This is a genomic window from Variovorax glacialis, from assembly GCF_051216375.1.
In the GTDB taxonomy this organism is placed as follows: domain Bacteria; phylum Pseudomonadota; class Gammaproteobacteria; order Burkholderiales; family Burkholderiaceae_C; genus Variovorax.
This window is the reverse complement of sequence record NZ_JBPJZT010000010.1, coordinates 28375-50177: the sequence shown is the minus strand read 5'-3', so window position 1 is coordinate 50177 and position 21803 is coordinate 28375. Positions and strand designations below refer to the sequence as shown.

The window sequence follows — 21803 nt, the reverse complement described above, 5'->3', positions numbered from 1 at the left end:
GACACACACACAGGAACCCATGATGAAGTCATCGAACGCAGTCCCCATGCTGCTTGCAGCACTGTTCGCGGTATCCGCAACCGCTGCGTCGGCCCAGCTCACGCGTGCGGAAGTGAACGCGCAACGAAGCGCGACGCAAGGCGACGGTCAACCCGGCGTGCTGCTCGGCGAAGACAGCGGCTCGGCGTACCTCGCGTCGCACTTCCAGTCAACGGAATCCCGCGATGAGGTGAAGCGTGAACTGGGCGAGTCGATCAAGGCGGGGACGCTGACCGTCCTGATCCGCGGCGACAGCGGCTCGGTCTACCTGTCGCGTCACCAGATGCTGCGCACGCCGCGCTCGGAGGTGAGAGCCGCCCTTGCGACTGCGGAGAGGGACGGCACGCTCGGCGAGGCGTACGCGGAAGACAGCGGCTCCTTCGCGCTGTCGCACGAGAGGCCCGTGGCAACGGCGCATGCATCTTCTGCTCGATGGGCAAGGTAGGGATCGAACGCCAGCGCGCGCCTTTCCGTCAAGGATCAGTAGACGACCTTGTCGCCGATCCTGATGTCCTTGAACCAGGCCTTCTTGGCAGTGAGGTTCCCGCTGCTGCCCAGCATGAGCATCACCGCTGGCGTGTTGGTAGCAAGAGGCACCTGCGCATCCGGATTCGGCCAGTTGTAGATGCACGCGTTCGGGTAGGCCTGGATCAGCGCCTGCAGCGAGTCGCCGGTCGCCGTCTTGTTCGGCATCAGCACGACCGTCTTGCCGTCGGCGGCGTAGATCGGGTTGTTGAAGTTCGACGACTTCCAGGCCCTGCTGCCCGCCGAAATGTCGGCGGTGTAGGTGTAGTAGCCATCCGCATCGGGACCCGTGGGGCTCATGTCGTTCAGGTTGGTGATCAGGTTGGCCCAGCCGGTGCCATCGCATTGCTTGCTGATGGAATAGGTGACGTACGGAAGGCCGGCGCCAGTCGCGCCACCCGTGCCGTCGTCCTTCGACTTGAAGCTGAATCCGGCGAACTCCGACAGCTTCACGCCGTGCAGGATTTCCGTTCCCAGGATGGCCCGGTTGCCGGTGATGCCCGTGTGAAAGCTCTTCTGCGCCGCGGGCACCGTGCTCGCGAGCGTCTCGAGCAGGAGCGCATTGGCGTTGCTTTCCTGGACGACCGCGACCGATGCACGGTTGTCCGAGAAGTCCATCGCGCAGGCCGGGAGTTTCGTGCCGTCGGCGGCGCAGTCCGCATCTCGCCAGGTGGCGAGCGCCACGGTCACCGTCACGCTCGACGGCGCGCTGTCCGCCTTGCCATCGTTCACGACGAGGCTGAAGACATAGGTTCCGGGCACGTCCGCAGTGAACTCCGGCTTCGCCACGTTGGGGGAAGCCAGCGTGGCCGAGCTGGTGGCCGGCTTCGTCGCCAGGGTCCATTGGTAGGTGAGGGCATCGCTGTCGGCGTCCGTGCTGCCGCTGCCATCGAGCTTGAAAAGCTTGCCCGTGATCGTGCTCTGGGCGGAGCCTGCATTGCTCACAGGCGCTTTGTTCTCGCTCGTCGACACGACGGGTGCGGGGACTTGCGACTGAGCGACCGGGCCGGGTGACGGCACTTGCGTCTGCGTTGCGGTGGCGGCTGCCGGAGCGGGAAGGAAAGCGGAACCGGAACCTCCGCCGCCGCATCCGGCGAGGGCGAAGGCTGCCGCGGTGGCGGCGAGGGTGGCGGTCAGGGAGGTCGGGCTGGGACGGAACGGCTGGCTCATTGGAGTCGCGAAGGAGGATGTTTCAAAAAGTATTCATTGTAATGAAACGCCTCCGTTTGCTTGCTCGACACAAGCCTCCGATCGTGACTTAGTTCATCAGACTGTCATCGAAAGCGGCGGAGCCGCGACAGCAACCGCACTTTGCCGATAAGTGAGCCGATACCTCGCTCAAGACGCGCTCCTGGCGCCAATGACGACACCCTCGTAAGGCCCCAGCATCAGGGGCCCCTGGATGGATTCGGCGCGCGCGGGAGCCGTCGATGCCAGCACGATCGCCTGGCCGGGAATCAACGCCTGCGGCAACGTCGCCGGGCCGCTTCCGAAGTTCAGCAGGACGACCAGCCGCCTTCCCTCGCTGTTTCGCGCATAGGCGAGAACGTCGCCTTCGATTTCCAGCGCTTCGTAGCTCCCCGCGTTCAGCGCCGGCTCCGCGCGCCGCAGCGCAATGAGGCGCCGGTAGAGTTCCAGCATCGACCCAGCGTCGTGAGTCTGCGCTTCCACGTTGCGCAGGCGCCAGTCGTCCGCGAGGCGCAGCCACGGGACGCCTGTCGTGAAACCGGCGTTGGCCTCGGCGCTCCACTGCATGGGCGTTCGCTGCGGATCGCGACCCAGGCCCTTGCCGGGCTGGTTCTTCTCGAACGGGTCTTGCACTTCATCGGGGGCGATCGGGACGTCCGTCATGCCGATCTCGTCCCCGTAGTAGAGCGTCGGCGTGCCGCGCAGGGTGAGCAGCAGCATGGCCGCGAGCCTTGCCATCTGCGGCCCGACGCGGCTCGCAATGCGCGGCTTGTCGTGATTGCCCAGCACCCAGTTCGGCGCGGCGCCGGCGGGCAGGGCGGCTTCGTAGTCGCGCACCAGGCGCCCGATGGCGTGAGGGTGCCATTCGGCCGCGATCAGCTGGAAGTTGAAGGGCAATTGCACCCCTTCGAGCACGCCCTCGGCGTTGAGGCCGTAGTAGGCGACCAGGCGCGAGAGCGGCAGGTAGAGCTCCCCGATCAGCACGCGCGAGGACCGGGCATCGCTGAACGCATCGACCACGCGACGCATCTCGGCCACGATGGGCTGCATCTCCGGCCGGTCCGTGGTGTAGAGCGGCAGCCAGCGGTGCGCCGGGTCCTGGCCTTCGACGAAAGCCGGATTCGGCGGGTTGTCGCGAAACTGCGCGTCCTTGATGAGGTGATAGAGCACGTCGACGCGGAAACCGTCGACGCCGCGCCGAAGCCAGAAGCGCAGCGCTTCATACATCGCAACGCGCACTTCCGGGTTGCGCCAGTTCAGGTCCGGTTGCTCCTTCAGGAACGAATGGCAGTAGTACTGGCCGGTCGCCGGATCGAGGGTCCAGGCCGGGCCGCCGAAGTTGCTCAGCCAGTTGTTGGGCGGGCCACCATCGGGCGCCGGATCGCGCCACAGGTACCAGTCGCGCCGCGGGTCGCTGCGCGCGCTGCGGCTCTGCACGAACCACGGATGCCGGTCGGAGGTGTGGTTCGGCACGAAGTCCAGGATGACCTTGAGCCCTCGCGAATGGGCATCGCTGACCAGCGCATCGAAGCCATCCAGCGTGCCGAAGCGCGGATCGATGTCACAAAAATCGGAAATGTCGTACCCGAAATCCGCCATCGGCGAGGGATAAACCGGCGAGATCCACACGGCATCGACGCCGAGGGAGACGAGATGGTCGAGCCGTGCGCGTATGCCGTCGAGGTCGCCGATGCCGTCGCCGTTGCTGTCCTGGAACGAACGCGGGTAGACCTGATAGACGATTCCGTTTCTCCACCAGGCGTCGGACGACATGCTGTTTCTTTCGGTTAGGGCGCGCGTCCATTGTCACCATGAAAGCGCAGTGAATGATCAAAGACCTCTGGTACAAGAACGCCGTCGTGTATTGCCTGTCCGTGGAGACCTTCATGGACTCCAACGGCGACGGGTGCGGTGACTTCGAAGGCTTGACGCGAAGGCTCGACTACCTGCACGGCCTCGGCATCACGACGTTGTGGCTGATGCCATTCCAGACCTCGCCCGGCCGCGACGATGGCTACGACGTCTCGGACTACTACAACGTCGATACGCGCTACGGCACCCTGGGCGACTTCGTCGAGTTCACGCATGCGGCCCAGCAGCGCGGCATGCGCGTGCTGATCGACCTGGTCGTCAACCACACGTCCGACCAGCATCCCTGGTTCCAGGCCGCCCGACGGGACCGCGACTCGCCTTATCGCGACTGGTACGTCTGGGCCGACAAGAAGCCGGCCAATGCGGACGAGGGGATGGTCTTCCCGGGTGTCCAGAAGTCGACCTGGACCTTCGACAAGGTGGCGAGGCGCTGGTACTTCCATCGCTTCTACGACTTCCAGCCCGACCTGAACACCAGCCACCCGCGCGTGCAGGCCGAGATCCTGAAGATCATGGGCTTCTGGACACAGCTCGGCGTTTCCGGGTTTCGCATGGACGCCGTGCCTTTCGTGATCTCCACGAAGGGAGCGGACGTCACCCGGCCCAAGCCGCAATACGACATGCTGCGCGAGTTTCGCGAGCTGCTGCAATGGCGCCAGGGCGAGGCCATCATCCTCGGCGAAGCCAACGTGGAGCCCCGGACCAACATGCAGTACTTCGGCGGCGCGGGAGAGCGCATCCACATGATGTTCAACTTCCATGTGAACCAGCACCTGTTCTACGCGCTCGCGAGCGGCGACGGCCGCACGCTGGCCAAGGCGCTGGAAGACACGCGCTCGCGGCCCGCCACCTCGCAATGGGGCGTGTTCCTGCGCAACCACGACGAACTCGACCTGGGCCGCCTGACGGTCGCGCAGCGCGCCCGGGTCTTCGCAGCGTTCGCGCCGAGCAAGGACATGCAGCTCTATGACCGCGGCATCCGCCGCCGGCTCGCACCGATGCTCGGCAGCGACCGTCGCCGGCTCGAACTGGCCTACAGCCTGCTGCTGACATTGCCCGGAACGCCGGTGCTGCGATATGGCGACGAGATCGGCATGGGCGATGACCTGTCGCTGCCCGAGCGCAACTGCGCCCGCACACCGATGCAATGGTCGACCGAACCGCACGCCGGGTTCACGGCAGCCGAAACGCCGGTGCGGCCGGTCATATCCGGCGGTGCGTACGGGTTTGAGCACGTCAACGTGGCGGCCCAGCGGCGCGATCCGGATTCGCTGCTCAACTGGACGGAGCGCGCGCTGCGCATGCGCCAGGAGATTCCCGAAGTCAGCTGGGGCGAGTTCAAGGTGCTGCCACTCGCGCAGGCGTCCGTGCTGGCAATGCGCTATGAGTGGCGCAACAACTCCGTGCTCTTCGTGCACAACCTGCTGGCGGACCCACAGGAGATCGAACTCGTTGCAAGTGCCATCGGTGCGGGCGGGGATCAATTGACGAACCTGCTTTCCGAGGACCACAGCACGGCGGGCACCGATGGTCGGCATTGCATCCTGCTGGAGCCGTACGGCTACCGCTGGTTCCGTGTCGGCGGACTCGACTATCTGCTCAAGCGCAGCGACACATGAAGGACGCGAATCGGGAGGCTCGCTCTATGCGAGTGCTCTCGACGGGTCGCGCCGTTGCGTCTCGAAGAAGCGCAGCATCTCCTCGCTGGCATCCGGCCCCAGAGGGTCGGCAAAGGATCCGGCCAGGCTTCCGCCCGACCACGCGTGCGACGCGTCGTGCAGCGTCCAGTGTTCGCCGCGGATGCCGGAACCATCGGAAACGTAGTTGCGGCGCGTAAAGCGCCGGCCATCGGGCCCGGTCTGCTCGAACGATTCGAAGGCGCAGTCGATACCGAACGATGCCTCGATGACATGGGTCCCGTTGATGGCATGCACGACGGAATCCTTGTCTCCGTGGAAGACGATCGTCGGCATTTCACGCGGCTCGCTCGCTTCGCGCGGAGCGCCACGCAGCGCGGCAAGCCCAGAGGTCAGGTCGACCCCGGCACGCGCCGCGAGGCCGGAATGCACGCCCACGGCCGCATAGATTTCCGGGAAGAGATCGCCCAGCAGGGCGGCCATCGAACCGCCGGCGGACAGGCCGGCGATGTAAATGCGGTCGGGATCGACGCGGTGCTCGCGTGCGATCTGCAGCGTGAGTGAAGCGATGCGTGCCGGGTCGCCCTGGTGGCGCGTGTGGTGCGCCCGTTCGAACCAGTTCCAGCACCGGTGTGCGTTGGCACTGGTGGGTTGTCCGGGATACAGCACGATGAAGCCGTGGCGCTCGGCCACCGAGTTCATCGCAGTGCCTGCGGCGAAGTCGGCCGGATCCTGCCCCGCCCCGTGGAGCATCACGAGCAGCGGCGCGCCACGACGCGGCGCGGTCGCCGGCACATACAGGCTGTGGCCGGCATGAATTTCCGTCATCGGCGCGCAGGGCGCTGTCGACGGGCCTGGAGAACTCGACGGGAAGAATGAGGCGCTTGCGGCCGAGGCCATCTCCAGCCAGGAGAGAAAGGGATTGAATGTCGTGAGGCTGCTTTGCATGCATGCACTTTGCGTGCCCCCGGCGGCACAGGCCCGTGAGTCGAGGGCCTGCTACGAAGTAGGCATTGATGCCGGCAATGCGGACGGGCGAAGGCCCGTCCGCAGGGCCGTTCCCTGCTTCAGGCCTTCCTCGCGATCCGGGCCGTCATCGCTGTCGTCCTGCGCGCAGGCGTTCAGCAGGGGGCCGGGGCATTCCGAGCGGAACTGCACGAATCCCAGCGCGCTGCCCGCCACCGTCATGGCCACGAACAGGAGCCACGCCATCACGGAGGGCCATCGGCGCGCTGCCCAACGGCGTCCGAAGTGCTTCCGCCACTGTCCGCCTGCCGGCTGGCCCTCCAGTTCCTTGAGGTAGACCCCGAGCACCGCGATGTGCCTGCGGATCGCCAGCCCTTTCAGGCTCCCGTACGCGGCGATCGCGACGGGCAGCAGCCACGCGAGCCCGGCATAGCCCACCAGCATCTCCGCATGGGTCGCCAGCCAGGCCAGCACGGCGGTAGCGCCGACGACGCACCAGCGCTCCAGCAGGGCGAGTTCCGCCATGCATCGTGTCGCTTCCTCGTGAAGCGATGCGTATTCGTCGCTCTGCAGTGTGGGTTCGGTCATGAGTTCCCCCTCTCAGCGCAGGTAGGCCTGCACGAGCGCAACCCAGTAGCTCGCCGTGCCGGGAAGGATCTCGTCGTTGAAGTCGTAGCCGGTGTTGTGCACCATGCAGCCCGGACCGCCTCCCGGCTTGCCGTCGCCATTGCCGACGATGAAGTAGCTGCCCGGCACCGCGTTCAGCATGAAGGCGAAGTCGTCGCTGGCCTGCAGCGGCGCCATGTCGGGGATCAGCGCCTTTTCCCCCATCGCCTCGATGGCCACCCGGCGCGCGAAGGCGGTGGCGGCCTCGTCGTTCACGCAGGGCGGCATCTTCCACTGGTAGTCCACCGTCGCGCTGGCGCCGTGGACCGCAGCCTGGCCCTGGGCCATGGCGATGATGCGATCGCGCAGGAATGCGCGCACTTCCGGCTTTCGCGCGCGGATGGACAGCTTGAGTTCGGCACTGGTGGGAATCACGTTGGGCGCCTTGCCTGCGCTCATCGCGCCCACCGTGACGACCGCCATGTCGTTGGGGTCGACCTCGCGCGAGACCAGCGTCTGCAGCGCAAGGATCAGGTGCGCCGCGACCATGATCGGATCGACCGTGGTGTGCGGCATCGCGCCGTGACCGCCCTTGCCTTCGATGGTGATGACGGCGGTGTCCGACGAGCTGTAGATCACGCCCGGCAGGAAGCCGAACTGCCCCGCCGGAAAGCCGGGCTCGTTGTGATACGCATAGACCGCATCGCACGGAAAGCGCTCGAACAGGCCGTCGTCGACCATCTTCTTCGCACCCATCAGGCCTTCCTCGGCCGGCTGGAAGATGACGTTGAGCGTGCCGTCGAAGGACTTCGTAGCCGCGAGCAACTGCGCCGCGGCAAGCAGCGTGGCCGTGTGACCGTCGTGCCCGCAGGCATGCATGGCGCCGGGCTTGCGGCTGGCCCAGGAGAGACCGGTGGTCTCGGTCATCGGCAGCGCATCCATGTCGGCGCGCAGTCCCAGGCGCCTGCCGCCATCGCCGACCTTGAGCGTGCCGACCACGCCGGTGCCGCCCAGCCCGCGATGGACCGTGTAGCCCCATCGGGCCAGGCGCTCGGCCACGAGGTCGCTGGTCTGGAACTCCTCGTAGCCGAGCTCCGGATTGGCGTGGATTTGCCGGCGCAAGCCGACCATCTCCTCGGTTGAAGCCCGGATGCCGGGGTGAATGGGAACTGAAATCATCGAGGGGCCGCTTTCAACGCAATGGGTGCGCATTTTCCACGCCAATAATGGGAACTGCCGCGATGGCCTCGATATTGCTTTTAGGAGCGGCTGCCCCTGCAGGCCTTACTTCCGACGATGACCCACCACTTCCAGCACCTTACGCCCCCCTCCCTGACCCGACGCCAGCTGACCCTCGCCGCGCTTGCCGCGGCTGGCGGCCTCGCCGCCACGCGCCATGGCCGCGCGGCGACGGGGAAGGGCACCGCTGTGCTCGCCATCGACGCCGACCCGCCGACGCTCAACCTCGGCACGACCACCGACTTCGCTGCCGGCGACGTCTCGGCCAAGATCCTGGAAGGCCTGGTGTGGCTCGACCCGCAATACAACCCCAAGCCCTCCCTTGCCACCGCGTGGACGATCTCGCCCGACGGCAAGACCTACCGCTTCACCCTGCGCAAGGGTGTGAAGTGGCATGACGGCAAGGACTTCACGAGCGCCGACGTCAAGTTCACGTTGACCGAAGTCGTGGGCAAGCTGCATCCGCGCGCGGCGCCGGTGTTCAAGACCCTCGGCATCGAGGTCGACACGCCCGACCCCCTGACCGTGGTGATCCGCCTGCAGAAGCCCTACGCGCCCTTTCTTTCGCAGATGACGGTGTTCGACGCACCGATGCTGCCGCGCCACCTCTACGAAGGCAGCAACATCGGCACCAACCCGGCCAACCAGAAGCCGGTGGGCACCGGTCCCTTCAAGTTCGGCGAATGGAAGCGCGGGGCCAGCATCAAGCTCGTGCGCAACGACCAGTACTGGGACGGTGACAAGCCCTATCTCGAATCGATCATCTTCCAGGTGATTCCGCAGGCGGCCAACCGCGTGCCTGCCTTGCAGACCGGCGAGATCGACGAACTGCTCGACTTCTACACGCCAAAGCCCGAAGTCCCGCGCATCCTCGCCGACAAGAACCTGGCGCCGCGCCGCGGCGTGAACATCCCGGCGGTCTACTTCCTGATGTTCAACACGCAGTCGCCGCTGTTCTCGAAGCTGGAAGCGCGCCATGCGGCGGCCCTGGCGATCGACCGTCAACGGCTCGTCAAGCAGGCCATGAACGGCATCGCACGGCCGGGCGCGGGTGCCTTCGGCGACGGCTTCAAGTGGCTGCTCGACGACGACGTGGGCTACGCGAAGAAGTACCCGCTCGATCCGGCGCGCGCGAAAGCGCTTTTCGAAAAGGCCGGCGCAAAGCCCGGCGGCACGACGGTGCGCATGCCCTTCGACGCAAGCCGCGCCCAGATGCGCGCGCAGTCGCAGATCATCCAGGACAACCTCCGGCAGATCGGCCTCGAAGTGAAGCTGGAACCGCTGGAGCGCTCGGTGTACTACGAGCGCGTGTTCGCCAAGCGCGACTACGACATGATGCTGGGCTCGTACTTCTCGGCGGGCGATCCGGCCATCGGGTACACGCGCCTGTACAACACCTATGCCGGCACCGCGCCGAACACCAATGCCAGCGGCTATTCGAACCCGAAGGTCGACGACCTGCTGAGCCGCGCCGCAACAGCCACTGATCGCGACCTTCGCGCCAAGCTCTACAAGGAACTGCAGGTGATCCTCAACGAGGACCTGCCGACGCTGGTCCTGTTCGATGAAGAGACGGTCGATACGGCGAGCAAGAAGCTCACGGGTGTTTTCCCGGCGCTGGACGCGCGCGATCAGTGGGCCGGCGTCAAGCGTATCGACTAGGCATTCGCTCATTCGATGTCTTCTTTCATCCTGCGGCGCCTGCTGCACGCCATCCCGCTGCTGCTCGCGGTGGTGGTGCTCAACTTCCTGCTGATCGCCTTCACGCCGGGCGACCCGATCACGCTGCTGGTGGGCGACTTTCCGGCACCGCCCGAATACCTCGACCAGATGCGCCGCGAGTTCGGGCTCGACCAGCCGGTCTGGATTCAGCTGCTGCGCTATCTGGGCAAGGTGGTGCAGGGCGACTTCGGCTATTCGTTCGCCAACCAGCAGCCGGTCGCGACGCTGATCCTCGAAAGGCTGGGCGCCACGCTGGAACTCACGCTGAGCGCGCTCGCCTTCGCCAGCGTGGTGGGCATCGTGTTTGGCGTCGTGGCGGCGCGTTCGGCCTCGCGCACGGGTCGCGGCCTGGTCGACTCGGCGATCCAGGGCGCCTCGTCGGCGGGCTATTCGATTCCGGACTTCTGGCTCGGCCAGTTGCTGATCCTCGTCTTCGCCATCTGGCTCGGATGGCTACCCTCGCAAGGCAACAACCCCGTGCGGGGCACGCTCCCCGGCTTCGACGGCTTCGTGCAGCACCTCTCCTACCTGGTGTTGCCGGCCTTCGCGCTGTCGCTGCGCTATCTCACGCTGATCACGCGCATCACGCGCGCGGCGATGCTGGAGGTGATGCACGCGGACTTCATCCTGGCTTCGCGATCGCGCGGTGCGTCGGAGTGGACAGTCATCGTGGTCCACGCGCTGCGCAATGCCGCGGCGCCGGTGCTTACCGTCATCGGCTACAACGTCGGCTTCGTGCTGGCCGGCTCGGCGCTGATCGAGGCGGTGTTCGCATGGCCCGGCATCGGGCGGCTGCTCTACGAGTCGATCTCCAAGCGCGACTACCCGGTGATGCTGGCCATCCTGCTGATGGTGTCCGTCACGGTGGTGGTCGCGAACCTGGTCACCGACATCATCCACCGACTGATCGATCCGCGGATCGAACGCGCATGACGGAAGCGACACTGACCCCTGTCGCAGTCCCGCCGGTGGGCACGCCCTTCCGCAAGGCCGGCTTCCGGCGACGCCTGCTGCGGCGCCCGACGACACTGCTCGCGCTGGCCTTCCTCGTGCTGCTCTTCGCTATGGCAATCTGCGCACCGTGGGTCACCGCCTACGACCCGCTCGGCGGCGGCGACAGCGCCTTGCTCGAACCGCTTTCGCCCGGCCACTGGCTGGGCACCGACGACCTCGGCCGCGACATCTGGGCGCGCGTCATCTTCGGCACGCGCATTTCGCTCACTGTCGGCGTCCTGAGCGCGCTGTGCGCGGTCATCGTCGGTGTGATCGTGGGCGCGCTGTCGGGCTACTTCGACGGCTGGCTCGACACGCTGTTGATGCGCATCGCCGAGTTCTTCCAGACGCTGCCGCGCTTCGTGGTCGCGCTGATCGTGATCGCTGTGTTCGGCGCCAGCGTGTTCAAGATGATCGTGGTGATCGCGGCGCTCTCGTGGCCGCAGCTCGCGCGCGTGGTGCGGGCCTCGGTTGCCACGCTCGCGCAATCGCAGTTCGTCGATGCGGCGCGCGTGGCGGGCATGGGCCACGGCGCGATCATCGTGCGGGAGATCCTGCCCAACGTCGCGGCGCCGATCATCGTGCTCGGGTCGCTCGACATCGCGATGGCGATCCTGATCGAGGCCAGCCTGAGCTTCTTCGGGCTCGGCGACCCCAATCACGTGTCGTGGGGCGCCATGCTCAACGACGCACAGCAGTACCTGCGCAGCGCCTGGTGGATGTCGGCATTCCCGGGGCTCGCGATCGCGCTCACGGTGCTGTCGTTCAATGTTCTCGGTGATGCGCTGAACGACGCACTCAACCCCAGGAAATGATGCTCGCCCCCAGGCTCGCGCACTTCGTGTCGCTCTCCACCCCCTGCCGGGGGCGATACCGGCGGCCCGGCGAAGCCGGTTCCGCGGTATCCCTGGAGTGGGGCTGCATTGGCTTCTTGCTGCTGGCTGTAGTGGCGCGATCGGAGGTACGGAGATGAGCGATGCCGGTGTCTTGCTTGAACTGCGCGGCCTGTCGGTCGACATCCGCCAGGGCGCGAATGCGCTTCGAGTGGTGAACGAACTTGCGCTCACGGTGCGCCGCGGCGAAGCGGTGGGGCTTGTCGGCGAATCGGGGTCGGGCAAGTCGATGACGGCCTTCGCGGTCATGAATCTCTTCCCGTCGCCGCTGGCGAACGTGGCCGCCGGGCAGATCCTCCTCGAAGGCCGCGACCTGGCGCAGTTGGCGCCAGCAGATCTGCGCGCGGTGCGCGGCGCGCGCGTGGGCATGGTTTTTCAGGACCCGACCAGCTACCTCGATCCGCTGATGCCGGTGGGCCGGCAGATCGCCGAGCCGCTGCGCGCGCACGGGCGTGCCGAAGGGCTCCAGGCGCGCGTGCTCGAACTGCTCGACATGATGGAATTGCCCAACGCCGCGCGGGTCGCACGCCAGTATCCGCACGAGCTTTCCGGCGGTATGCGCCAGCGCATCCTCATCGCGACCGCACTCGCGATGCGGCCCGCGCTGCTGATCGCCGACGAGCCGACGACGGCCCTCGACGTGACCGTGCAGGCGGGCATCCTGCGGCTGCTGACGCGGCTTCGCAAGGAACTCGATCTCGGCATCCTCCTGATCACCCACGACCTCGCGGTGGTGGCCGAGACCTGCCAGCGCGTCAACGTGATGTATGCGGGCCAGGTGGTCGAATCGAACGCGGTGGCGCCGCTCTTCGCCGCGCCGCGCCACCCGTACACGCAGGGGCTGCTGGGGAGCATCCTGAGTCCGCAGTCGCGGGCGCATTCGCTGTTCTCGATTCCGGGCAGCGTGCCGATCGCCGGCCACTGGCCGGAGGGCTGCCGCTTTCATCCACGCTGCCCGATCGCCCGCGGCGGCCTCTGCGACAGCAGCGCACCGGCACTGCGCGCACACGGCACCGGCGCCGACCGCTGCCATCTGAGCGACGAGGCGGTGTCCGCCGATGCGTGGCGGCGTCACGAGGCGATGCCATCATGAACACGACCACGTCGGCACCGCTACTGGAGGCCCGCGACCTGAGCCGTCTCTTCCCCGTGCGCGCGAGCGGCGGTTTGTTCCGCGCCCGGCAGATGCAGCGCGCGGTGGATCGCGTCTCCCTGTCGATCGGTGCCGGCGAGGTGCTGGCGCTGGTCGGCGAAAGCGGCAGCGGCAAGACCACGCTCGGCCGCATGCTGCTGGGGCTCACGGCGCCGAGCGAAGGCACCATCCTCTACAAGGGCGTGGACATCGCGACGCGGTCCGGCGAGGCGGCCCGCAGTTTCAGGCGCGAGGTGCAGGTGGTGTTCCAGGACACCGGCGGTTCGCTGAACCCGCGCCGCACCATCGGCCAGAGCGTGGCGCTTCCTTTGACGTACCACCGTGGACTCGACCGACGTGCGGCGGCGACCGAGGTCGATGCGCTGCTCGACCAGGTGGGACTGCCGGCCGCGCACTTTCGCGACCGGCTGCCGCACGAACTCTCCGGCGGCCAGCGCCAGCGCGTGGGCATTGCGCGCGCGCTGGCGTCGAACCCTGCGCTGATCGTCGCCGACGAGCCGGTATCCGCACTCGACGTCTCGGTGCGCGCGCAGATTCTCAAGCTGATGTTCGATCTTCAGCGGCAGAGAAAGCTCTCCTACCTGTTCATCACGCACGACCTGGGCGTGGTGCGGGCCATGGCCGATCGCGTGATGGTGATGCACCAGGGCCGCGTGGTCGAAAGCGGCGATGCGGATGCAGTGCTGAACGACCCGCGCGATCCCTACACCCAGAGGCTGCTGGCGGCCACGCCCGTTCCCGATCCATCACGCCAACTCGAAGCGCAGTGACTCCGCGATGACCCGTCATTTCACCGAAGCCACCACCGACCACTGGCAACGCATCGTCGCGGCGGATGCCGTCGAGCGGCCGGGAGCGCCCTGGCAGTTCGGCTACCCGGCCCGCCTGCCCGACGGTCGCGTGCTCATGCTGCCGATACGTCAACTGGCGAGCGAACCATCGCATGCCGTGGCTTCGCTGCTGGTCAATCATGCCTCGCTGGACGTGGTCGATACGCTGGGGGCGATGCTGGCGGAGCGTCTGGCCGCCGAGGCGCCCGACCTCGTCATCGGATTGCCTACGCTGGGGCTCGCGCTGGCGCCCGTGGTCGCGCGTGGACTGGGCCACGCCCGCTTCGTGCCGATGGGCTATTCACGCAAGTTCTGGTACGAGGAGGCGCTCTCCGCGCCGGTGCATTCGATCACCTCGCCGGCGCCGGGCAAGCGCATCTACCTCGACCCGAACCTGCGCCCGCTGCTCGACGGCCAGCGGCTCGTGCTGGTCGACGATGCGATCAGCACGGGCACCACGCTGCGCGCGGCCTGGGACCTGATCGAATCGCTCGGCGGCAACGTGGTGGCCTGCGGCGTGGCCATGCTGCAGGGACGCCGCTGGGTCGATCTGCTGGGCGCCGAACGCGCCGCACGGGTCGTCGGTGTATTCGAAAGTCCGTTGCTGAAGGCCGTGCCCGAAGGCTGGGTGCTGCGCGACTGATCAGCCCGCGGCGCGCGCGAGTGCGTCGAGCACCACGCGCCGCAGCAGGGCCTCGTCGGCCAAGGCGGCCACTTCGGCGTTGGCCTCGGCGCGTTTCGGCACCCGCCATTCGACCACCGTCATGCCGCGCGTGTGTTCGCCCCTGCATTCGGCCACCACATGCGCCGGCCTGAAGCGCATGCCCTCGGGCGCCACCAGTGCGGCCGCGGCAGTCGGGTCGTACAGCGACATCGGCAGCGAGCCGTCCGGGCTCGCGATGCGCACATAGCCGAGCAGAAGGTCGGCCAGCACGTCCGCCTTGTCGGTGCCAATTGCGCGAAGTCCCTCGGCATCGCTCGCGTGGACGCGCACCTGCCGGCAGGCGTCGAGGCCGACCATGCGGATCGCCACGCCGGCATCGAGCACGACGTTGATCGCCTCGGGATCGACCGCGGCATTGAATTCCGCCGCGGCCGTGTGATTGCCCGGTCCCGCGCTGCCGCCCATCCACACGAGCTGGCCGATGCGCCCCGCGAGGTCGGGGCCGGCCTGCAGCACGATGGCGATGTTGGTGAGCGGTCCCAGTGCGAGCACCGTGACCCGCTCGCGGGCAGAGAGATGGTCGACGAGCGCAGCCGCCGCATCGGCCGATGCCAATGCTGCGCGTGTCTTGGGAAGGCTGCGACCCGCCGAGGCCATCGCATCCGTACCCAGGATGTTCTGCGCCGTGACCAGGGCGCTGGCGATCGGCTTGTCGCTGCCCGCGTGGATCGGAAAGTCCCAGTCGAAGAAAGCGGCCGAGCGCAATGCGTTGTCGACGACCACGTCGAGCGGGGCATTGCCCGCGACCAGCGACATCCCGTCGACGCGCCAGGGCGGCGTGTGCGTGACTGTCAGCACGGCCGCGAGGTCGTCGAAGCCCATGTCGGTGTCGATCCAGATGCTGTTCATGTGTGGGTATGGGTTGAGGATGCCTGTGCAGATTGTCCCGGCATGGGCGTGCCTGTAGGCCGGGCGCTTCAAGAGGAATCGGCGATCACTGGCACGGCGGCGAGAGTGGTTGCGGGCATCCTTCCCGCGACTTCCATCCCTGCCATCGGAGATTCTCGACCATGACCCGCCCCGCCGTCTGCTTGCTCGCATCGAGCCTCGCCGTTTCATCGCTGTTCATGCTGTCGGGTTGCGGCGGCGGAGGAAGCGGCAACAGCAACGCGACGGCCCTGGCCCTTGCCGGCAGCGTCGCAGCCCCGGCGCGCGGCACCGCGCTCACGCCCACGCCGGACCGCGTCGTCCGCCTGTCGGCCGATGAATTCAACACCCTGCTGGACGCCGACTCCACCGGCAAGGCGCTCCAGCGTGCCGCCGGCGTGCCCAAGTGCGGCATCGACGTGCGCTACCTGCAGTTCCAGACCGTCGGCGGGCAGGGCGAGTCCGTGCCGGCCAGCGCCGCGATCATGCTGCCCGCCGGCACCGATCCCGGATGCAACGGGCCGCGACCCGTGGTGCTGTACGGGCACGGGACCGCGACCGAGCTCAACTACGACTTCTCCAACCTGACCAACACCAACCAGCCGGCCGCGGCGGAGGCTGTGGTGGTGGCGGCCATGTTCGCGGCGCAGGGGTACATCGTGGTGGCGCCCAACTACGGGGGCTACGACAAGTCCACGCTGCCCTATCACCCCTTCCTGAATGCCGACCAGCAAGGCAAGGAAATGGTCGACGCACTCAAGGCCGCGCGTTCGACGCTGCCTGCCCTCTCGGCGACGGACGGGGGCTCATTGCTGGTCACCGGCTATTCCGAGGGCGGCTTTGCGGCACTGGCGGCGCATCGCGAGTTGCAGGCGACGGGCATGACCGTGACCGCGTCGGCCCCGATGTCGGCGCCCACGGCGGTCAGCCTGCTGATCGACTATTCCGGATCCGGCTCGCCCGAGCTCAGCAGCACCGTGTTCTTCCCGCTGATCACGACCAGTTGGCAGAAGCAGTTCGGCAACATCTACACGACCACGAACGAGATCTACGAGGACAAGTACGCGACCGGCATCGACACGCTGCTGCCGAGCTTCCTGTCGCAGAGCGAGCTGTACTCGTCGGGCAAGCTGCCGCAGTACGCCTTCTTCCCGACGAATGCCACGCCCGGGCCACTCAACCCCAGCCTCGCCATCAACTACGGTCCGAACAATTTGGTGCGCCAGAGCTACCTCACGACCTGGTCCAACGACGTGAAGGCCAGCCCCTGCCCCGGCAACGCGCTGCCGGCAACGTCGGCATCACTCAGCACGACGTCGCCGCTCGACTGCGCACCCACGACCGGCCTGCGCAAGGCAGCGGTCGCCAACGACCTGCGCAACTGGCTGCCGACGCGGCCTGTGCTGATGTGCGGCGGCGCGCAGGACCCGACGGTCAACTTCACCAGCAGCCTTGCGACCGCCGGCTATTTCCGCGCGCGGGGCATGCCCGCTTCGTCGCTCGGCGTGGTCGACCTGGAAGCGACGGGCGTGAGCGATGCCTATTCGCTCGCACGCGCCAACTTCGCGCAGGCCAAGGCGCAGAAGCGGGCCGACGCGGCTGGCACCGACGACGCCAAGGACCAGGCCGTGGCCTTTGCCTACCACGCGCAACTGGTGCCGGCGTACTGCATGCAATCGGTGCGGGTGTTCTTCGAAGGCGTGCTGAACACCGGCGGCTGACGCGCTAGAGTTGCGGGCATGGCCCCGCAACGCAGCAACGAACAACGACCGCCACGCACCGAGCAGCAGGTCCGCATCGACCTCGCGGCGGCCTACCGCATGGCCGCGCAGAACGGCTGGGACGACACGGTCTACACCCACCTGTCGGCCAGCGTCCCCGGCGAGCCGGGGCACTACCTGCTGAACCCTTTCGGCGCGACCTTCGACGAGATCACCGCATCAAGCCTGGTGAAGGTCGACGTGCGCGGCGAGGTGGTCGACGGGTCCGGCGCCCGCGTGAATCCGAGCGGCTTCGCGATCCACGGTGCGGTGCACGCCGCGCGACCCGAGGTCGAATGCGTGATCCACCTGCACACGCCCTGGGGCGTGGCCTTGTCCATGCTGCCGGACGGCCTGCAGCCGACTTCCCAGTACGCGATGCGGCTTCACCGGCGGCTGGGTCGCCACGCCTACGAGGGGCTGGCGCTCGGCCCTGACGAGCAGCAACGGCTCGTTGCGGACCTCGGCACGCTCGACGGCCTGATCCTCGACAACCACGGCACGCTGGTCGTCGGTCGCACCGTGGCCGAGGCGTGGATGCTGATGCACCTGCTCGAGCGCGCTGCGCAGGCGCAACTGCGTGCCATGGCGGCCACCGGCGGCGCGGTGCATGTGGTCAGCGACGAGCTCGCCGCACGCACTTATGGCGAATGGGTCGGCGACGGCAGCGAATGGGACGGCGATGTGGAATGGCCGGCCTTGCTGCGGCGACTGGACCGTGCCGCGCCCGGCTACCGGGACTGATCGATCGACTTTTTTTCATCCGAGGAACTCACATGCCCACCATCCGCGTCGAACTCTTCGAGGGTCGCACCATCGAGCAGAAGCGTGCGCTTGCGCAGGCCCTGACCGAGGCCACCGTACGCACATTGGGCGGATCGCCCGAAGCCGTCGACATCCTGTTCTACGACATCGCGAAGCATGACTGGGCAACCGGCGGCAAGCTCTGGAGCGAGCCCGCGCCGCCACCGGTCGGCTGAAGGAAGGGGCCCGCTAGAGACGCGCGGAAGCGTAGTTGCTGTGCACTGGATTGCCGTCGAAATGGTCCGGCGTCGCGAATGCCTGCAGCTGGCGCATGAGACGCACCAGTTGTGCGGCTTCGGGCGCCGCGGCCTTCAGCGGCTGCAGCGCGGGATCGTGGTTCATCTTCCAGGACGGCAAGTCGTTCCAGCAACTCGCCATGAACGCGACGAGGTTGCGGCCGCGCAGCACGCCCATCGAGCGCTTCATCGAGCCATCCATCTTCGATTGGCAGTGCAACGCCAGCAACGCGGTCTCCGCCAAGGCCTTGGGGCCGCCCTCCACGAGGATCTGGCGACCGGCCTCGCGCAGTTCGCCGGGCGCGCGATGGTTCCCTTCCCATGCCGAAGCTGCGAGCAGCAAGAGGTCATGGATGTGAACGGGCAAGGGGTCGTCCATGTTGTCGGTCTCCTTGGACCAGGTTGAAATTCAGGTTGAATTGTCTGGTCCGGCTTCCGCAGCGCCAACAGAATCGTCGCAGCCGCGCATCACGTTATTGCGTAACAGCGCAAGTTTCTGGGATGCGATCGCCAAGATGAATGCTTTGGCTCTAGTCGCGGGGCGCTCGCGGTTCCTGGGGCTCCCAGAGCCGATCGAATCGCCACTGTGCGACCGCGCTCGTCGATGCGTCCCCCTGTAGTTGCAAAGTACTCTCGTCCTGTGCTGCAGGTTCGTCGCATGGAGGCGGCGCTCAGGAGCCGCACTCGCCTCAGGTCACCGGCGCAGGATTGAAGAGCACCAGCGCGTTGTGCAGCTTCCAGTGCTCGGCCCAGGTCTTCTTGCGGCCGCTGGCGACATCGAGCATCAACTTGAACATCTCCCAGCCGACATCGGCGATGGTCTTCTCCCCGGTCGCGATCGTGCCGGCGTTGATGTCCATCAAGTCGTGCCAGCGGCGTGCCAGGTCGGCGCGTGTCGCGACCTTGATCACCGGCACTTCGGCGAGGCCGTAGGGCGTGCCGCGGCCGGTGGTGAAGACGTGAAGATTCATGCCGGCCGCGAGTTGCAGGGTGCCGCAGATGAAGTCGGACGCGGGAGTGGCTGCGTAGATCAGGCCCTTCTGCCTGACCTTCTCGCCCGGCGAGATGACGCCGGAGATGGCACTGCTGCCGCTCTTGACGATGGAGCCCATCGCCTTCTCGACGATGTTCGACAGCCCACCCTTCTTGTTGCCGGGCGTGGTATTGGCACTGCGGTCGACCCGCCCCTTGTCGAGGTAGGCGTCGTACCAGGCCATCTCGCGGATCATCGCGTCGGCCACCTCGGGCGTGGTGGCCCGCGAGGTGAGTTGGTCGATGCCGTCGCGCACTTCGGTCACTTCCGAGAACATCACGGTGGCCCCCGCACGCACCAGCAGGTCGGTGCAGAAGCCGACAGCCGGATTGGCGGTTACGCCGGAGAAGGCATCGCTGCCGCCGCACTGCACACCGACCACCAGTTCGCTGGCGGGCACCGTTTCGCGACGGCGGGCGTTGAGGCGTTCGAGATGCTCCTCCGCCTGCCGCATGATCGAATCGACCATCGACATGAAGCCGACATGGGCGTCGTCCTGCAGGCACACGACGTCGAGCTTGCTCTCCGCGCTGTCGCCGACGTCGGCCACGTTGCGTTCGTCGATCAGTGGGATGGTGCCGGGCGGCATCAGCCGCTCGGGCTGGAGCTTTTCGCAGCCCAGGCTGACCACCATGACCTCGCCGCCGAAGTTGGGGTTGAGGCTGATGTTGCGCAGCGTGCGGATCGGGATGATCGCGTCCGGCGCGTCGATGGCCACGCCGCAGCCGTAGGTGTGCTCCAGGGCCACGACGTCATCGACGTTGGGAAACTTCGGCAACAACTCGTCCTTGATGCGCTTGACGGCGAACTCCGTCACTCCGGCCACGCATTGCACCGTCTGCGTGATGGCCAGGATGTTGCGGGTGCCGACTGAGCCGTCCGCATTTCGATAGCCCTCGAAGGTGTAGCCCTCCAGCGGCGGCGCTGGCTCGGGCTTGACCGTGGCGATGGGCAGCCCTTCGAGTTCTCGTGCCGCGGGCATCCTGAGCAGGCGTTCGTGCACCCAGCTTCCGGCCGGAATCGGCTTGAGCGCGTAGCCGATCGTCACGTTGTAGCGGCGCACTTCGCCGCCTTCGGGAATGTCCACCAGCGCGACCTTGTGCGCCTGGGGAACCTTGTCCACCAGCGTCAGGCCCGAGGGGAACACGGTGCCGGCGGGCAGGCCGCCGTCGTTGGCAACGATCGCGACGTTGTCGCGCTCGTCCATGCTGATGTGCAGCGGTGCAAGGGAGATCGTTTCAGCCATGAGGTGTCGTCCGGTGATTCGCGCTTATTCGTGCTTGAGCTCGATGCGCTTGATGTCCTTGACGATCACCAGGTAGGCGAACACCGTGACCAGCGCGTTGAGGCCGACGAACACCAGGGCCCCGCTGAACGAGCCCGTGGAGGCAAGGATGTAGCCGATGACGATCGGGGTGACGATGCCGGCGACCGCACCGAAGGTGTTGAAGATGCTTCCCGCCAGGCCGATGACTTCCTTGGGCGCCACGTCGGCCATCACGGCCCAGCCAAAGGCGCCGAATCCCTTGCCGAAGAAGGCCAGTGCCATCAGGCCGACGATCATCCAGTCGGCGCTGACGTAGTTGCACAGGATCATGCTGACCGACATGAGCATGCCGACGACGATCGGGGTCTTGCGTGCCACGGTGATCGAAAAGCCCCGGCGCAGCATCCAGTCGGAAACCACGCCGCCGAGCACGCCGCCCACGAAGCCGCAGATGGCCGGCAACGACACCATGAAGCCCGCCTGCATGATCGACATGTGTCGCTCCTGCACGAGATAGACCGGAAACCAGGTGAGGAAGAAGTAGGTCAGCACGTTGATCGAGAACTGGCCGATGTAGATGCCGAGCAGCATGCGGTTGGTCAGCAACTGCTTCACGTAGAACGCGGTCTGGCCCTTGGGCAATGCCGCCGCGGTCGGGCCGCCGCGCTCGCCCATGTGGATCAGGCCGCCGCCCGCCTCGATGTGGTCGAGTTCGGCGCGATTGACCGAGGGATGCTTCGCCGGGCTGTAGACCAGCTTCCACCAAACGACGGCGAGGATCATGCCGAGAGCGCCCATCGCCAGATAGACGTCGTGCCAGCCGAACCAGTGCGTGATGGCCGCCATGATCGGCGTGAAGACGACGGCCGCGAAATACTGCGCTGCATTGAAGATCGCCGAGGCGGTGCCGCGCTCCTGCGCCGGGAACCAGCTCGCCACCACCTTCGCGTTGGCGGGGAAGGCCGGCGCTTCCGCCATGCCGACGAAGAAGCGCATCACGAACAAGGTCGAGACGGCGGCGGCGGCGCTGGTCAGCACGCCGACGGAAGCCTGCAGCAGCGTGAACACCGACCAGAAGAAGATGCTCGCCGCATAGACCTTGCGCGCGCCGAAGCGGTCGAGCAGCCAGCCGCCCGGGATCTGGGACAGCACATAGGCCCAGCTGAAGGCCGAGAAGATGTAGCCCATCTGGATCGTGTCGAAGCCGAATTCCTGCCGCATCGTCGGGCCGGTGATCGACAAGGTGGCGCGGTCGGCGTAGTTCACCGTCGTCACGATGAAGATCATCAGGAGGACCCAGTAGCGCACGCGGGTGCGCTTGACCGTATCTTCGGCGCCTGTTCCGGGCGTGCTCATCGGATGCTTGATGTCGAGCGCGTGGCTCATGTTTTTCTCCTGGCGGCGTGGCCGCTTGTCTCGTGGGTTGGCTTGATCGCTGTCAGGGAGGGG

20 protein-coding genes are annotated in these 21803 nt (G+C 66.9%); 11 read left to right on the top strand and 9 right to left on the bottom strand.

Features of this window, described 5'->3' with window-relative positions:
- Positions 1-22: 22 nt before the first annotated feature.
- On the top strand, positions 23-484 hold the full coding sequence (locus tag ACSFBL_RS24370; RefSeq protein ID WP_435518391.1) for a hypothetical protein: 462 nt from the start codon (positions 23-25) through the stop codon (positions 482-484).
- 35 nt (positions 485-519) lie between these two features.
- Here the strand turns inward: ACSFBL_RS24370 and ACSFBL_RS24365 are convergent, their stop codons facing one another.
- Complete coding sequence (locus tag ACSFBL_RS24365; RefSeq protein ID WP_435518390.1) at positions 520-1734, bottom strand: PKD domain-containing protein; 1215 nt, start codon at positions 1732-1734, stop codon at positions 520-522.
- Between the two features lie 168 nt (positions 1735-1902).
- Entirely contained in the window at positions 1903-3525 is a 1623-nt protein-coding gene (locus ACSFBL_RS24360) for an alpha-amylase family glycosyl hydrolase (RefSeq protein ID WP_435518389.1), read from the bottom strand.
- Positions 3526-3578: 53 nt separating this feature from the next.
- Between ACSFBL_RS24360 and ACSFBL_RS24355 the strand changes: the two genes are divergently transcribed.
- A complete protein-coding gene (locus ACSFBL_RS24355) occupies positions 3579-5243 on the top strand; it encodes an alpha-amylase family protein (protein WP_435518388.1) in 1665 nt (554 codons plus the stop codon).
- A 24-nt stretch (positions 5244-5267) separates the two neighbouring features.
- Here ACSFBL_RS24355 and ACSFBL_RS24350 read toward each other — a convergent pair whose 3' ends face one another.
- From ACSFBL_RS24350 to ACSFBL_RS24340, 3 genes are read right to left on the bottom strand one after another with little or no spacing between them, the layout of a single operon-like run.
- A complete protein-coding gene (locus tag ACSFBL_RS24350; protein ID WP_435518387.1) occupies positions 5268-6209 on the bottom strand; it encodes an extracellular catalytic domain type 1 short-chain-length polyhydroxyalkanoate depolymerase in 942 nt (313 codons plus the stop codon).
- Between the two features lie 51 nt (positions 6210-6260).
- A complete protein-coding gene (locus ACSFBL_RS24345) occupies positions 6261-6815 on the bottom strand; it encodes a hypothetical protein (RefSeq protein ID WP_435518386.1) in 555 nt (184 codons plus the stop codon).
- A 12-nt stretch (positions 6816-6827) separates the two neighbouring features.
- Positions 6828-8012 (bottom strand): M20 aminoacylase family protein, encoded by a 1185-nt coding sequence (locus ACSFBL_RS24340; RefSeq protein ID WP_435518385.1) that lies wholly within the window; start codon positions 8010-8012, stop codon positions 6828-6830.
- A 117-nt stretch (positions 8013-8129) separates the two neighbouring features.
- Here ACSFBL_RS24340 and ACSFBL_RS24335 point away from each other — a divergent pair, with 117 nt between their 5' ends.
- The 6 genes from ACSFBL_RS24335 to ACSFBL_RS24310 all read left to right on the top strand — a co-directional run bounded on the left by ACSFBL_RS24335 (position 8130) and on the right by ACSFBL_RS24310 (position 14306).
- On the top strand, positions 8130-9734 hold the full coding sequence (locus tag ACSFBL_RS24335; RefSeq protein WP_435518384.1) for an ABC transporter substrate-binding protein: 1605 nt from the start codon (positions 8130-8132) through the stop codon (positions 9732-9734).
- 15 nt (positions 9735-9749) lie between these two features.
- On the top strand, positions 9750-10727 hold the full coding sequence (locus ACSFBL_RS24330) for an ABC transporter permease (RefSeq protein WP_435518383.1): 978 nt from the start codon (positions 9750-9752) through the stop codon (positions 10725-10727).
- Complete coding sequence (locus ACSFBL_RS24325; RefSeq protein ID WP_435518382.1) at positions 10724-11602, top strand: ABC transporter permease; 879 nt, start codon at positions 10724-10726, stop codon at positions 11600-11602. Before ACSFBL_RS24330 ends, ACSFBL_RS24325 begins: the two co-directional genes overlap by 4 nt.
- A 154-nt stretch (positions 11603-11756) precedes the next feature.
- A complete protein-coding gene (locus ACSFBL_RS24320; protein ID WP_435518381.1) occupies positions 11757-12773 on the top strand; it encodes an ABC transporter ATP-binding protein in 1017 nt (338 codons plus the stop codon).
- Entirely contained in the window at positions 12770-13603 is an 834-nt protein-coding gene (locus ACSFBL_RS24315; RefSeq protein ID WP_435518380.1) for an ATP-binding cassette domain-containing protein, read from the top strand. Before ACSFBL_RS24320 ends, ACSFBL_RS24315 begins: the two co-directional genes overlap by 4 nt.
- A 7-nt stretch (positions 13604-13610) precedes the next feature.
- Positions 13611-14306: a phosphoribosyltransferase gene (locus tag ACSFBL_RS24310; protein WP_435518379.1), complete on the top strand. Its 696-nt coding sequence runs from the start codon at positions 13611-13613 to the stop codon at positions 14304-14306.
- Here ACSFBL_RS24310 and ACSFBL_RS24305 read toward each other — a convergent pair whose 3' ends face one another.
- On the bottom strand, positions 14307-15236 hold the full coding sequence (locus tag ACSFBL_RS24305) for a nucleoside hydrolase (protein WP_435518378.1): 930 nt from the start codon (positions 15234-15236) through the stop codon (positions 14307-14309).
- Positions 15237-15397: 161 nt separating this feature from the next.
- Between ACSFBL_RS24305 and ACSFBL_RS24300 the strand changes: the two genes are divergently transcribed.
- The 3 genes from ACSFBL_RS24300 to ACSFBL_RS24290 are packed head-to-tail and all read left to right on the top strand — an operon-like array spanning position 15398 to position 17994.
- Positions 15398-16975, top strand: coding sequence for an alpha/beta hydrolase family protein (locus tag ACSFBL_RS24300; RefSeq protein ID WP_435518377.1), 1578 nt, complete (start codon positions 15398-15400; stop codon positions 16973-16975).
- Positions 16976-16993: 18 nt separating this feature from the next.
- The gene (locus ACSFBL_RS24295; RefSeq protein ID WP_435518376.1) at positions 16994-17758 is read left to right on the top strand and encodes a class II aldolase/adducin family protein; all 765 of its coding nucleotides are present in this window, start codon (positions 16994-16996) and stop codon (positions 17756-17758) included.
- Positions 17665-17994 carry a 4-oxalocrotonate tautomerase gene (locus ACSFBL_RS24290; protein WP_435518375.1) on the top strand — a complete coding sequence of 110 codons (330 nt, stop codon included), beginning with the start codon at positions 17665-17667 and terminating at the stop codon, positions 17992-17994. The genes ACSFBL_RS24295 and ACSFBL_RS24290 overlap by 94 nt, the downstream gene beginning before the upstream one ends.
- A gap of 13 nt (positions 17995-18007) precedes the next feature.
- On the opposite strand, the gene ACSFBL_RS24285 is transcribed toward ACSFBL_RS24290, so the two are convergent.
- From ACSFBL_RS24285 to ACSFBL_RS24275, 3 genes are all read right to left on the bottom strand, one after another.
- On the bottom strand, positions 18008-18433 hold the full coding sequence (locus ACSFBL_RS24285; protein ID WP_435518374.1) for a hypothetical protein: 426 nt from the start codon (positions 18431-18433) through the stop codon (positions 18008-18010).
- Between the two features lie 310 nt (positions 18434-18743).
- Entirely contained in the window at positions 18744-20333 is a 1590-nt protein-coding gene (garD, locus tag ACSFBL_RS24280) for a galactarate dehydratase (protein WP_435518373.1), read from the bottom strand.
- A 24-nt stretch (positions 20334-20357) separates the two neighbouring features.
- Complete coding sequence (locus tag ACSFBL_RS24275) at positions 20358-21710, bottom strand: MFS transporter (RefSeq protein ID WP_435518514.1); 1353 nt, start codon at positions 21708-21710, stop codon at positions 20358-20360.
- Positions 21711-21803 lie beyond the last annotated feature (93 nt).